10 protein-coding genes and 1 pseudogene are annotated in these 13,191 nt (G+C 44.2%); 1 reads left to right on the top strand and 10 read right to left on the bottom strand.

What is annotated here, in order from left to right:
- Nucleotides 1-10: 10 nt before the first annotated feature.
- From ytaF to MOF34_RS00820, 9 genes and pseudogenes are all read right to left on the bottom strand, one after another.
- A pseudogene (gene ytaF, locus MOF34_RS00780) lies at nucleotides 11-661 on the bottom strand (sporulation membrane protein YtaF); the annotation flags it as partial.
- A 148-nt stretch (nucleotides 662-809) separates the two neighbouring features.
- A complete protein-coding gene (mutM, locus tag MOF34_RS00785) occupies nucleotides 810-1,640 on the bottom strand; it encodes a DNA-formamidopyrimidine glycosylase (RefSeq protein ID WP_268397965.1) in 831 nt (276 codons plus the stop codon).
- A 22-nt stretch (nucleotides 1,641-1,662) separates the two neighbouring features.
- On the bottom strand, nucleotides 1,663-4,305 hold the full coding sequence (gene polA / locus MOF34_RS00790) for a DNA polymerase I (protein ID WP_268397969.1): 2,643 nt from the start codon (nucleotides 4,303-4,305) through the stop codon (nucleotides 1,663-1,665).
- A gap of 241 nt (nucleotides 4,306-4,546) precedes the next feature.
- On the bottom strand, nucleotides 4,547-6,286 hold the full coding sequence (gene phoR / locus MOF34_RS00795; protein ID WP_268397979.1) for a sensory box histidine kinase PhoR: 1,740 nt from the start codon (nucleotides 6,284-6,286) through the stop codon (nucleotides 4,547-4,549).
- Nucleotides 6,279-7,001: a two-component system response regulator PhoP gene (gene phoP / locus MOF34_RS00800; protein ID WP_019715351.1), complete on the bottom strand. Its 723-nt coding sequence runs from the start codon at nucleotides 6,999-7,001 to the stop codon at nucleotides 6,279-6,281. The genes phoR and phoP overlap by 8 nt, the downstream gene beginning before the upstream one ends.
- A gap of 205 nt (nucleotides 7,002-7,206) precedes the next feature.
- Nucleotides 7,207-8,145 (bottom strand): malate dehydrogenase, encoded by a 939-nt coding sequence (gene mdh / locus MOF34_RS00805; protein WP_003237775.1) that lies wholly within the window; start codon nucleotides 8,143-8,145, stop codon nucleotides 7,207-7,209.
- A 43-nt stretch (nucleotides 8,146-8,188) separates the two neighbouring features.
- Nucleotides 8,189-9,460 carry an NADP-dependent isocitrate dehydrogenase gene (gene icd, locus MOF34_RS00810; protein ID WP_003223557.1) on the bottom strand — a complete coding sequence of 424 codons (1,272 nt, stop codon included), beginning with the start codon at nucleotides 9,458-9,460 and terminating at the stop codon, nucleotides 8,189-8,191.
- A gap of 164 nt (nucleotides 9,461-9,624) precedes the next feature.
- On the bottom strand, nucleotides 9,625-10,743 hold the full coding sequence (gene citZ / locus MOF34_RS00815) for a citrate synthase (protein ID WP_268397982.1): 1,119 nt from the start codon (nucleotides 10,741-10,743) through the stop codon (nucleotides 9,625-9,627).
- A gap of 329 nt (nucleotides 10,744-11,072) precedes the next feature.
- Nucleotides 11,073-11,537 (bottom strand): DUF441 domain-containing protein, encoded by a 465-nt coding sequence (locus MOF34_RS00820; RefSeq protein WP_268397984.1) that lies wholly within the window; start codon nucleotides 11,535-11,537, stop codon nucleotides 11,073-11,075.
- A gap of 94 nt (nucleotides 11,538-11,631) precedes the next feature.
- Here MOF34_RS00820 and ytvI point away from each other — a divergent pair, with 94 nt between their 5' ends.
- Nucleotides 11,632-12,747, top strand: coding sequence for a sporulation integral membrane protein YtvI (gene ytvI / locus MOF34_RS00825; RefSeq protein ID WP_268397986.1), 1,116 nt, complete (start codon nucleotides 11,632-11,634; stop codon nucleotides 12,745-12,747).
- Between the two features lie 32 nt (nucleotides 12,748-12,779).
- Here the strand turns inward: ytvI and MOF34_RS00830 are convergent, their stop codons facing one another.
- On the bottom strand, nucleotides 12,780-13,163 hold the full coding sequence (locus tag MOF34_RS00830) for an FxsA family protein (protein ID WP_268397988.1): 384 nt from the start codon (nucleotides 13,161-13,163) through the stop codon (nucleotides 12,780-12,782).
- Nucleotides 13,164-13,191 lie beyond the last annotated feature (28 nt).

The raw sequence follows: 13,191 nt of genomic DNA on the forward strand, positions 1-13,191 counted from the left end.
CTTTTTACATTTACAATTTCCAGAGCCCAATCGTGATCAGCAGAAGTCCTGGCAAAAACGCCATCTTATCAATCCATTTCCACTTAGACAGAAAATGGCCGGCATTGATTCCGATTGATACAAACAGCGAGCTCATGATTGCCACGGCAATGCTCATCACAATCGGTGAAAAACCGAGAATGGCTGCGCCAATACCTGCTCCGAAGGCATCAATCGATAAGGCAAATCCCAACAAGACCGCCTCAATACCATTGATCACACCCGATTTGTCGATATCCGCACTCATGGGTTTTCTTAAAATATGAATCACAATCCCTAATGACCGAACCTCTAAATTAAGCAGCGTTTTTTCATGCAATAAGTATTCCTTGTCTTTTGCCGGTTTGAAAAATTGATACAGAACCCACGCACCGATTCCGACCAATATCAAACCGCCAAGCTTCTCCGTCACATAAACAGGTAAAAACTTCGTGAGAAAGCTTCCGATCAGCATGGATATAAACATGACGGCACCGGAACAGCAGGCGATAACCAAAATCGCTTTAAACGGGATTTTCATTTTTCTCAATCCATACGTAAAACCGACTGAAAAACTGTCCAAGCTGACAGCCAACGCCAGCAGCAGTATAGAAACCATTTGCATATCCGTTTCTTCCTTTCTGTTGGTGCTCTTGTATCAGATGTAAAATGCCCGGGATTCATCACAATCATATATATGGGAAAGTGAAAAATCCGTGTTTCGAAAATGGCATCCTCTATTACAGAGTTACTGATATATGCACCGACAGCTTGGACAAAGAAGCATTATGCTACTTTTTTTTCTGGCACTTCGCACAAAAATGCGTGCCCCTGCCACCTACGACAATTTTTGAAATCATCGTTCCGCAATTTTTGCACGGCTCGTCTTTTTTTCCGTACACAAAATGCTGCAGCTGGAACATTCCGATTTCCCCTTGGGAATTGATATACGAACGGACTGTGCTGCCGCCTGCATCAATCGCTTCCTGCAGGGTGTTTTTGATTTCAGCATGAAGTGTTTTGATTGTTTTGTCTGACAATTGATTTGCTTTCGTCTCAGGATGGACACCCGCTCTGAACAGAGCCTCGTCCACATAAATGTTCCCGAGTCCGACAACTGTTTTCTGATCCAGCAGGGCGGTTTTGACAGCACGGTTTGTTTTATCAAGCCGTTCTTTTAAATATGCGCTCGTAAATTCTTCTGCATCCGGCTCCGGCCCTAATTGAGAAAGAGGGAGCTCACCCGCTTCCTCTCCCGGTTTAAATAAGTGCATGGTTCCAAACTTCCGCACATCCCTGTAACGAAGCTGGGTGCCGTCTGACATCGTGAATATGACATGGACGTGTTTATCGTCTGGCTCCTCCGCTTGATGAAGCCCGTATTTCCCTTCCATTCGAAGATGAGAAACCATGACAAAATGGTCTAAATGAAACAGCAAAAACTTCCCCCGTCTTCCGATAGACTGTATCGTTTCTCCTGCTAAATTTCGCGCAAATTCCTCCGGTTCGGCAGGCCGTTTGATGATATTTGGCCATCTGATCTCTACCGATTTGATTGTTTTTCCCTTTACAAGCCCGGTCAGAGTGCGCCGGACCGTTTCAACTTCTGGTAATTCCGGCACATCCATCACTTCCTATCTCTGTTTATTTCGCATCGTACCAAGATGGGCCTGACGCAAAGTCCACCTTTAACGGCACATCTAATGCAAGCGCATGTTCCATCACTTCAGGAACAAGCTTTTCAAGAATTTTAATTTCTTCCTGCGGCGCTTCAAAAATTAATTCATCGTGTACTTGAAGCAGCAGTCTTGCTTTCAGTTGTTGTTCTTTCAGCTTGGCAGCCATATCAATCATGGCTTTTTTTATAATATCAGCTGCGCTTCCTTGAATCGGCGTATTCATTGCCGTCCGCTCCGCAAAACTGCGGATATTAAAGTTTCGGCTCGTCAGCTCAGGAATGTAGCGGCGGCGATGCATAAGCGTTGTCACGTATCCTTTTTGCTTCGCGTCCTGAACTGAATCTTCCATGTACGCTTTTACGCCTTGGAAGCTTTCCAAATAGCGGTCAATGAATGCGCCAGCTTCCTTCCGGGTAATGCCGAGGTTCTGTGACAACCCGTAATCGCTGATGCCGTACACGATGCCAAAGTTGACCGCTTTCGCCTGGCGTCTCATCGCAGATGTCACTTCATCCTCGGCAACATGGAACACATCCATTGCCGTTTTCGTATGAATATCCATATCATTTGTAAAAGCTTCGATAAGATTTTGATCCTTAGAAATATGGGCAAGCACCCGCAGCTCGATTTGTGAGTAGTCGGCTGCAAAAATTAGCCAGTCTTTTTCAGACGGAACAAAAGCTTGGCGGATTTTACGCCCTTCTTCAAGCCTGATCGGAATGTTTTGCAGATTCGGATCAGTCGAGCTAAGACGGCCTGTTTGCGTTAAAGCCTGGTTAAAGCGCGTGTGCACCTTATGGGAATCCGGTCTCGTCACCTTTAAAAGCCCTTCGATATATGTCGATTGAAGCTTGCCAATTTGTCTGTATTGCAAAATATAGTCGACAATATCATGCTTGTCAGCCAGCTTTTCAAGCACATCAGCAGACGTTGAATAGCCTGTTTTTGTTTTTTTCACGACAGGCAGGCCGATTTTTTCAAACAAGATGACGCCGAGCTGTTTCGGCGAATTGATATTAAACGGCTCTCCCGCAATCTCATGAATTTTTTCTTCATATTCCTTTAGCTTCGCACCCAGTTCTTCGCCCATTCGTTTTAAACGATCAACATCGACCTTGACGCCAGTTGATTCCATTTCGCCAAGAATAAGCGCAAGCGGCATTTCGAGCTCTTCAAACAGTTCAAGCTGATCGTTGTTCTCCAGCTCCTGAACAAGCTTTTCCCGGAGGCTTTGAATGGCTAACGCTTTTCGTACAAGGTGCTCAGACAGTACATCTTCTGACGGCACCGCCCGTTTTGCTCCTTTGCCGTAAACCGATTCGTCGCTAGATACAATATGCAGTCCGTAATCCTTGGCCACACTTGCAACGTCATCATATGAATTGCCCGGATTGATGATATAAGCCGCGAGAAGCGTATCAAACTCCGCCCCTTTCAGCTCAATGCCCTGCCAGCGCAAAGCGACAACAGCCCGCTTGCTATCGAAAAGCCATTTTTTCTGCTCGTCATTTTCCGCCCATTCTTTAAACACCTCAGACTCCACGGCAATGTCTTTCGGAATAAAATAAGATCCCGTTTCATTTACGATTGAAAATCCAAGAATCGGCACTTCATGATAATTATCGCCAATCTGTTCAACGACAAAGGCAGATGGGGAAACCAACATATCGCTAGTCACGTCTGTGACGGTTTTTACACTTATTTCATCTAACACCTGTTCCTGCTCTGCTTCTTCACTGTCTACACCAAGACGTTCAAGAAGCGTGTTGAATCCAAGATCTTTATAGATGGAAATGACCTGTTCACGATTAAAGCCTTGATATTCCAAGCCGGAAACGGATACCTCAATCGGCGCATCCGTCATGATCGTCGCAAGCTCCTTGCTCATCAATGCCTGATCCTTAAATTCCTCAAGTTTTTCCTTCAGTTTCTTTCCGCTCACCTCGTCAATGGACTCCAGCAGCTTTTCCACGGAATCGAACTGTTTTAAGAGCTTAATCGCTGTCTTTTCTCCTACACCGGGCACACCTGGAATATTATCCGATGAATCGCCCATCAGACCCTTCATGTCAATGATTTGTTCAGGCGTAAGCCCGTATTTCTCTTTGACGTGCTCCGGTGTGTAAAATTCAACATCGGTAATTCCTTTTCTCGTAATGGCAACCGTTGTTTTGTCTGTTGCCAGCTGGGTTAAATCCTTATCTCCTGAGAAAACCTTTACTTCAAATCCGTCTTTTTCAGCCGATTTGGCCAGTGTGCCAATGATATCATCGGCCTCATATTGTTCCAGTTCGTAGCGGCTGATCTGATAGGCATCCAGCAGCTCGCGGATAAACGGCATTTGTTCAGAAAGTTCAGGCGGGGTTTTCTGTCTGCCGCCTTTATATTCTTTAAATGTGCCGTGACGAAATGTTGTTTTCCCGGCATCAAATGCAACCAGCATGTGCGTCGGTTTTTCATCCTCAAGCATCTTCATTAAAATCATCGCAAAACCGTATACGGCATTCGTATGAATACCTTTATCATTGCTTAACAGCGGCAATGCAAAAAACGCCCGGTAAGCTAGACTGTTTCCGTCTACAAGCACTAATTTTTTTTGTTCCGTCATTCAATATCCTCCTAAGAAGCATCAGGCTTCCATTCATCTCTTACATAGTCATTAGCTCCTCTTATTTTAACAAAGTTCAATTTGAAAGGAAAATGCGCGAACTGAGAGAAGACACAAAAAAGGACGGGAACACAAAATGGTTCCCGCCGTCAAAATTGGCTCCTTGGATGAAGGGGTTCTACTACATCTTACCAGCGTAGGTTTAACAGTGCATGAAGATATTGTTAAACCTTTGTAAACATTAGGAGGACTTTTCAGCGGCCCTTTTCAGTGTCACTGTAAAGACCGTTCCTCGTCCAAGCTCGCTTTTGACATCGATTTTCCCTTCATGAGCCTCTATTAAATGTTTTACGATTGCAAGGCCCAGACCGGTTCCGCCCGAATTCCTGCTTCTGTCTTTATCTACGCGGTAAAAACGTTCAAAGATGCGAGGGATTTCTTCTTTCTGAATTCCGATTCCGGAATCGGCAACTTCAATTTGAATGTCTTTGTCTCTTGGCGTTACATTGATAGCTACAGAGCCCCCTTCAGGCGTGTAGGTTAACGCATTGTTTACGAGATTAAGAAATACCTGTTTCAGCCTGTACGGGTCCCCTGATACGTATAGCGGATCTTTCGGTACATTCAGTTGTAAGGAGATGCCTTTCTCATCCGCCTTATGCTTAAGAAGTGTTTCAATCTCACCAAGCATTTTGGCTGGTTCAAACGTTTCGATGCTGAGCGTAAAATTTTGCTGCTCGATTTTTGAGAGGTCGAGAAGATCCTGAACCAAAGACTGAAGCCTTTCGCTTTCCTTTAAAATAATGGAGAGAAATTCAGAAAGCGCTTCTTTGTCCTCCATCGCCCCGTCCAATAATGTCTCCGTAAACCCTTTAATGGATGTAATCGGCGTTTTTAGCTCATGAGAAACATTAGCCACAAAATCCTTTCTCATCTGCTCTAATTTTTTCGTCTCCGTCATGTCGTGGAAAACGAGCACAATACCTTTCCATTCATCGTCCGGCCCCATAATCGGAACGCCGTCCACTTCAAAATAACGCCGTTCAATTTTGATCGGAAGCCTTAACAGCTTGCATTTCTTTGTCTCCGTCATAAAAATGTCTTCGACAAGCTGAATCACTTCTTCATGTTCAAATGCATCATGATAAAGACGGCGCAGCATCTGATTCGGGTTGATATGAAACTGCTTGGCATAAGACCTGTTTACGAGATTGATAAAACCTCTTCCATCAATCATAATCAGCCCGGAGCCGATGTTTTCAATGACTGTCAGCAGCCGGTCCCGCTGCATTTCCTGCGTTCTCGTCATTTCCATCAGATCAACGGCAAGGCTGTTCATCGCCCGGCCGAGCTTATCAGAGCGCCTGATATAGCCGCCGTACGTCCTGGCATCGTAGTTCCCCTTGGATAGTTCTATTGCTACGTTTGTCGCTGCTTCAATCGACCTTTTATAGCGTGAGGTCATACTGGAATAAAAATAAACAATGACGATAAAAGCGGTACAAAGACTGGCCGTCAGCATCCCCCACATTTCACCTTTCAAGCCGTAGCTTTTTTTAGGGGCAGAAAGCAGCACATACCCTGTTTTTTCACCTTGATTTCTAAGCGAGAGTCCATAATAAAGCTTGTTATCTGCTTTTGAAAGAACACCCTCATGGCCAGAAACAAGTGCCTGCACCTTTTGAGAATCTGCTGCTCTCCCGTTTGACCCGTACAGCACCTTGCCGTCTGTATCGATAACGGATGCGCTCACATCAAGCGCGCCGCCTGCATCTTTAATGATTTTCTCATTTGCTTGATCATTCAGATTGCCGGCATCAAGAAGCGAAGCCATGTATTTGGCTTCTTTTTCAATGCGTTCCTCTGCTTTCCTTTGATCAGATGTTTCAAAGAGCTGCTGCAAAAACAGCCCGAGGACACTAAACACCAGAGTCATACAGACAACGAGTACAGAAAAAAGGCGCACACGGTATTTATTCATTCATTTTTGGCTCCTCCAGTTTATACCCCAATCCCCTAATCGTTTTAATATAGATCGGTTTTTTAGTATTATTTTCAATTTTGTCGCGGAGATGGCTGATATGTACGTCAACAATTCTCGTATCTCCGGCAAAATCATAATTCCAGACAGCGCTCAACAGAAGATCTCTCGTCAGCACTCTGCCTTTATGTCTGCCCAAATAGAGCAGCAGTTCGAATTCTTTCGGTGTCAGCTCAAGCTGATTTTCTTTAAAGTACGCTTCATAATGATCAGGCAGTATTTTCAGATCGCCAATTACGATCTGACCTTCAATTTCATCGTTTTTCGTTTCACTAGAGGGCGCAGCCATTTCCGAACGCCTTAAAATCGCTTTGACTCTTGCGTTTACTTCCCTTGGACTGAACGGCTTGGTCATATAATCATCAGCACCAAGCTCAAGCCCTAATACTTTGTCAAATTCCTCATCCTTCGCTGTCAGCATTAAAATCGGAAACATCAGTTTTTGCTGTCTCAGCTGCTTGCATACTTCGATTCCGTCCAGTTTTGGAAGCATCACATCAAGCACAATCAAATCAGGCTTCTCTGTTTCTGCTTTTTTGAGCGCTTCTTCCCCATCCGAGGCGGTAATGACATTATAGCCTGACCGTTCCAAATTGTACTGTAAAAGAGTAACAATAGATTCTTCATCATCCACAACTAAAATTTTCTTGTTCATGCTGTGCCTCCAGTATTATAATTCCCCGACATCCTATTTCTCTATTTTATGTCATCTTAACATGTTTCATGATTTTATTTTAGCGAAAGCAGGACATTCCGACAATTCGTCTTTTACACCATTTTTAAAAGAAAGAAGTTAATGATAACGCTTTCATTTATAATAAAAAGAGAAAGGCTCTAGCAAGGAAGCCTTTCTCTTTTTATTAAGATAATACTTTCATGACATTTTTGACAGATTCAACTGATTTATTCAGTTGTGCTCTCTCATAGTCTGTCAGCTCAAGTTCAATGATTTGCTCAAGACCGTTGCCGCCTACAATTGTAGGAACACCAAGGTAGATGCCTTCATAGCCGTATTCCCCTTCAAGGTAAGCAATTGTAGGAAGGACGCGGCGCTGATCTTTCAAGATCGCTTCGACCATTTCTGTCAGAGAAGCCGCAGGCGCATAATACGCGCTTCCGTTTCCAAGAAGATTCACGATTTCGCCTCCGCCTTTTCTAGTGCGCTCCACAATTGCGTCAATCCGTTCTTTCGGAATGAGAGTTTCAAGCGGGATACCGCCAGCGTAAGAATAACGCACAAGCGGCACCATATCGTCACCGTGGCCGCCAAGGACGAAACCAGTCACATCTTTCACTGACAGGTTTAATTCCTCTGCCACAAATGTTCTGAATCGTGCGGTATCAAGCACACCGGACTGGCCGATTACGCGCTCTTTAGGGAAACCTGATTCTTTGTACACCGCGTATGTCATTGCATCAACAGGATTTGTCAGCACCACAATGATAGAGTCAGGAGAATATTTCACGATTTCTCGTGTAACGCTTCTCATAATTTTTTCGTTTGTAGAGACTAGATCATCTCTGCTCATACCAGGTTTTCTTGCGATACCGGCTGTAATGACAACAATGTCAGACCCCGCTGTATCCTCGTAATTGGATGTGCCCGTAATTTTTGCGTCAAAACCTTGAACCGGGCTTGCTTCCAACATATCAAGCGCTTTTCCCTTTGTCGGGTTCTCCAATTGCGGAATGTCAACAAGAACTACGTCTGCCAGCTCTTTTTGAGCGATTAAAAATGCAGTTGTCGCTCCGGTAAAACCTGCTCCGATAACAGAAACTTTTTTACGAGTATTTCCCATGTCTCTCTTCTCCTTTATGGCTAGTTTTAGGCTGTTTCCTTGCTTAGTCCATGTTTTTAATCAGTTCTTCTCCGAACTCTGAACATTTCACTTCAGTCGCGCCGTCCATTAATCTGGCAAAATCGTAAGTTACAACTTTAGAAGCGATTGTTTTTTCCATAGATTTGATAACCAAATCAGCCGCTTCGTTCCACCCTAAATGCTCAAGAAGCAGAACGCCTGAAAGAATAACGGAAGATGGGTTTACTTTATCAAGGCCTGCATATTTAGGAGCCGTTCCGTGCGTCGCCTCGAAAATCGCATGTCCTGTTTCATAGTTGATATTCGCTCCAGGTGCAATGCCGATTCCGCCGACTTGCGCAGCAAGAGCATCAGAGATGTAATCACCATTCAAGTTCATAGTTGCAACGACATCAAATTCGTTCGGGCGCGTTAGAATCTGCTGAAGGAAGATGTCAGCAATGCTGTCTTTGACAATGATTTTGCCTGCTGCTTCCGCTTCGCTTTGCGCTTTGTTGGCAGCGTCTTTTCCTTGTTCTTCAGCAATGCGGTCATATTGAGCCCATGTGAAGACTTTTTCGCCATATTCTCTTTCAGCAAGTTCATAGCCCCAGTTTTTGAAGGCGCCTTCTGTGAACTTCATGATGTTTCCTTTGTGAACAAGTGTTACAGATTTGCGGCCGTGCTCGATCGCATAATCAATGGCTGCTCTGACCAAACGGCTTGTTCCTTCTTCAGAAACAGGCTTAATGCCGATACCTGATGTCTCAGGGAAACGGATTTTGTTGACGTTTAACTCATTTTGCAGGAAGCTGATGAGCTTTTGCACTTCTTCAGAGCCTTTTGCGTACTCGATGCCTGCGTAAATATCTTCTGTATTTTCGCGGAAGATGACCATATCAGTATCTTCAGGGCGTTTTACCGGTGACGGCACTCCAGTAAAGTATCTTACAGGTCTTAAGCAGACGAATAGGTCAAGCTCTTGTCTGAGCGCTACGTTCAAAGATCGGATTCCGCCGCCGACAGGTGTCGTTAACGGGCCTTTAATCGCGATGAAATATTCGCGGATAACATCTAATGTTTCAGCAGGCAGCCACTCACCTGTTTTATTATAAGCCTTTTCTCCGGCATAAACTTCTTTCCACGTGATTTTCTTTTCGCCTTTGTATGCTTTTTCAACTGCTGCTTCCAAAACCTTCGAAGCCGAGTTCCAAATATCAGGACCGGTTCCGTCTCCTTCGATAAACGGGATTATCGGGTTGTTTGGTACGTTTAATACTCCGTTAGAAACTGTAATTTTTTCACCTTGTGCCACAATAAAAACCTCCCAGTATGTAATTCATATTTAGAAAACATTTTATTTTTCTTATATAGAAAACAAAATGATTTTTCTCAACATTCAATATAAAGTGTAAACCACTTTTAATGTTCTGAACAAGAGGCTAACCTCATTAACGCAAGCCAGCCTCCAATGGTTCTTTAGGCTCTTTCTTCAATCGGAACAAATGCTTGTTTATCAGGGCCTGTGTAATCTGCCCGCGGGCGAATCAGCCGGTTATTGTCATACTGCTCAAGAATATGTGCAAGCCAGCCAGACATTCTGCTTATAGCAAAAATCGGCGTGAACAAATCATGGTCAATACCGAGGCTGTGATAAACAGAAGCCGAATAGAAATCAACGTTAGGCGGTAGCTTTTTCTCCGATGTAACGATTTCTTCTATACGAATCGACATCTCATACCATTTGCTTTCGCCTGTCAGGTTTGTCAGGCGCTTGCTCATTTCTTTCAGATGCTTCGCGCGCGGGTCGCCATACTTATACACGCGGTGGCCGAATCCCATGATTTTTTCTTTCTTTTCAAGTTTAGCGCGGATGTACGGCTCAGCGTTTTCCACTTCACCTATTTCTGTCAGCATTCTCATCACGCCTTCATTTGCACCGCCGTGAAGAGGACCCTTCAGTGCGCCGATTGCCGCAGTAATGCCTGAATAGATATCAGAAAGTGTTGCGACGCAGACCCTTGCTGTGAACGTTGACGCGTTCAGCTCATGGTCAGCATGTAAAATCAGCGCTTTGTTGAAAGCCTCAACCTCAATTGGCGAAGGCTCTTCACCGTTTAATGTGTAGAGAAAATTTTCGGCAATGCCGTAGTCTTCTCTTGGTTCAACAGGCTCAAGACCTTTGCGGATTCTGGAAAACGCTGCAACCAGACCAGGCACCTTTGCCTGAAGGCGGATCGCCTTTCTGTAGTTGGCTTCAGGGTTCATGGTATCAGCCTCGCTGTCAAGCAGGCCTAGTAATGAAATTGCTGTCCGAAGAGCAGCCATGGGATGAACATTTTCGAGGGAATAAGATTTGAAGTGCTCAATAATTTCTTGCGGAACGGCAGCTTCCTTTGCAAGCTGCTGCTTTAACTCATCAAGCTCCTTTTTGTTCGGCAGCCTTAAATGCCAAAGCAAATAAATGATTTCTTCAAAACTTGCATTCTCTGTTAAATCATCGATATCATACCCCACATATGTAAGGGTATCGTCAATAATAGAACTAACAGATGATGTTGTTGCTACAACCCCTTCTAGACCGCGTGTCGCTGTCATATAAACATCTCCTTTTCAATGAATTTCCCCTTTAAGAGTGTTGTAAATCATGTGGCTTACTTAAAAAGCATGATGCAAGTATTTCTCTCCCCCTAAAAGAAAATGCTTACATTTCACTGCCTGCTTCTACTGAATCCCTTTGCTTATGAAAGACCATAACAAATTCTTATAAGCTTATTTAAGTTTAAGCCTATTCTTATTATAAACAATAATCAGACATTTGTTAAATGTTTACCTATAATTTTTTTTTTCATTCTGTGATTTTCCCGAAAAAACGCCATTATTTGAGGGTTTTTGCATAAAAAAAAGCGGCATTTGGGCCGCTTTTTTTATGAAGTGAACAGTTTTACGATCTGCATGGCTATATAAGCAATCCCCGCTCCGATCAGCGGTCCCACCGCAACTCCGCCAAAAAGCGCAACTGCAAGAATGGTCCCGATCACAAGAGCAGTTGTAATATGTGGGTCATTTTCCAGCAGGGTCAGGCCGTTTTTGGCAATCAGCGCCACTGCAATTCCTGCTCCCAAGGCGATCCAAGCATAGGAAGACCGCACTGCTTCTCCAAGCTGCTTAAATCCGATTTCTCCCGTGGCAATCGGAACAAGAACAGCGATTGTGATAATGGTCACTCCCCAGTTAATGCCTTTTGACTGGATGGTTGGAAAAAATTTCTGGTCAAGTCCAACGATCTTTATGATCAATAGGACGGATACAGCAAAGAGCAATGATTGGTTTTTTGCGATAAGTGCAATAGCCAAGAGTATAATTAAAAATAGATTCGCTTGTGTAAACATGCCATCCCTCCATTAAGATGAATGTATTCATATTCAGCCGGAGCGTGAATACATATAAAAAATAGGACATGCTGACGAGAGGAGGACCGATTTCGTGAATCAATCTTATATCACTATATTCTTCAGAACCCTCTTTGTCATATCAACGACCGCAGGATTGATAGCTGCGGCCTATTATTCGTTTCCGTTAACTTATCCGTTCCTGATCGCCCTTATTCTCTCATCAGTGATTCATCCTGTTGTTGACTATTTGGACAAAGTGACAGGATTCCCCCGAACGATAAACGTCTTGGGCGTGCTTGCTTTTTTTCTGCTCGCCGCCTTCGGCTTGCTCACCATACTTGTAGCGGAAATCGTAACGGGAACAGCCTATCTTGCAAAAACACTGCCTCTGCATATCAGCACGTTTATCTCATATTGCGAAAAATTGTTTACGACTCATATCCAGCCGCTCTATAACGAACTGACCCTTTTGTTTCGAGAATTGGAGACCAACCAGCAGGCTTCGATTGTCACTCACATTCAGGCACTCGGTGATTCCGCCGCTAAAAATGCCGGACTGCTGCTGTCCCACATCCTAGAAATGATTCCGAGGTTTTTCGCGCTTCTTCCCAATACGGCGGCTGTTCTGATTTTTTCTCTCCTGGCAACATTTTTTATGACAAAGGATTGGCACAAACTGAAAGCGATGCTCGTTTCGATTTTGCCGGATCGGGTTACAGCTAACAGCAAGGCCATCACCAGCGAATTAAAAAAAGCAATGACCGGTTTTATCAAAGCTCAAGCCGTTCTTGTTTTCATTACGATGGTGATTGTATTTATCGGCCTTTCTCTCTTAAAGGTTGAACATGCTGCAACAATTGCTTTTTTAATCGGACTTGTTGATCTTCTCCCTTATTTGGGGGCGGGCTCGGTATTTGTGCCGTGGATTTTATATTTATCGATTACAGGCCAGCTGCCTCAGGCGATCGGAATCGGCGTGCTGTACCTCGTCGTTCTGATTCAGCGGCAGCTGACAGAGCCTAAAATACTTAGTAAGTCTATTGGGATCGATCCGCTGGCAACGCTCATCGCCCTGTTTGCCGGTTTTAAATTATTCGGATTTTTAGGATTGATTGCCGGGCCGGCTGTTCTCGTCATCATCCAGGCCTTCATCACAACAGGCGCATTAAAGGAAATATGGTCCTACATTACTGTTCAGCAAAAATAAAACAGCAGCCCATGTTGCATGGCTGCCGTTTTTTATTTGATGATGATCCGCTTGTTTTTCGACATCCCTCTCAGCCATTTGAACAGAATCGGCTTACACCAGCTGCGGGTAAACGGGATAAGCAAACAGGTGCCGGCCAAATCTGATAAAAAGCCTGGAAGCATCAGCAATAGACCGCCAATGAAAATGCATAGGCCGTCAGCAATCGCTTCCCCCGGCATTTTACCATATTGAAGATCACGCTGAACCTTGTAATATACTTCGGTTCCTTGTTTTTTTGCAGCTGCTGCGCCGATAATGCCCGTCAGAATCATTAAAAGGACCGTCGGCAAAATGCCGATCAGCTTGCCTGAAAATAGGAATATGCCGATTTCTATTGCCGGAAATAGAATAAAAAGCAAAAATAAAAATCTCATATCCAAGCCCCCCACACGTGTAACACGC

This window comes from Bacillus sp. T17B1 (genome assembly GCF_026796395.1).
GTDB lineage: Bacteria > Bacillota > Bacilli > Bacillales > Bacillaceae > Bacillus > Bacillus spizizenii_A.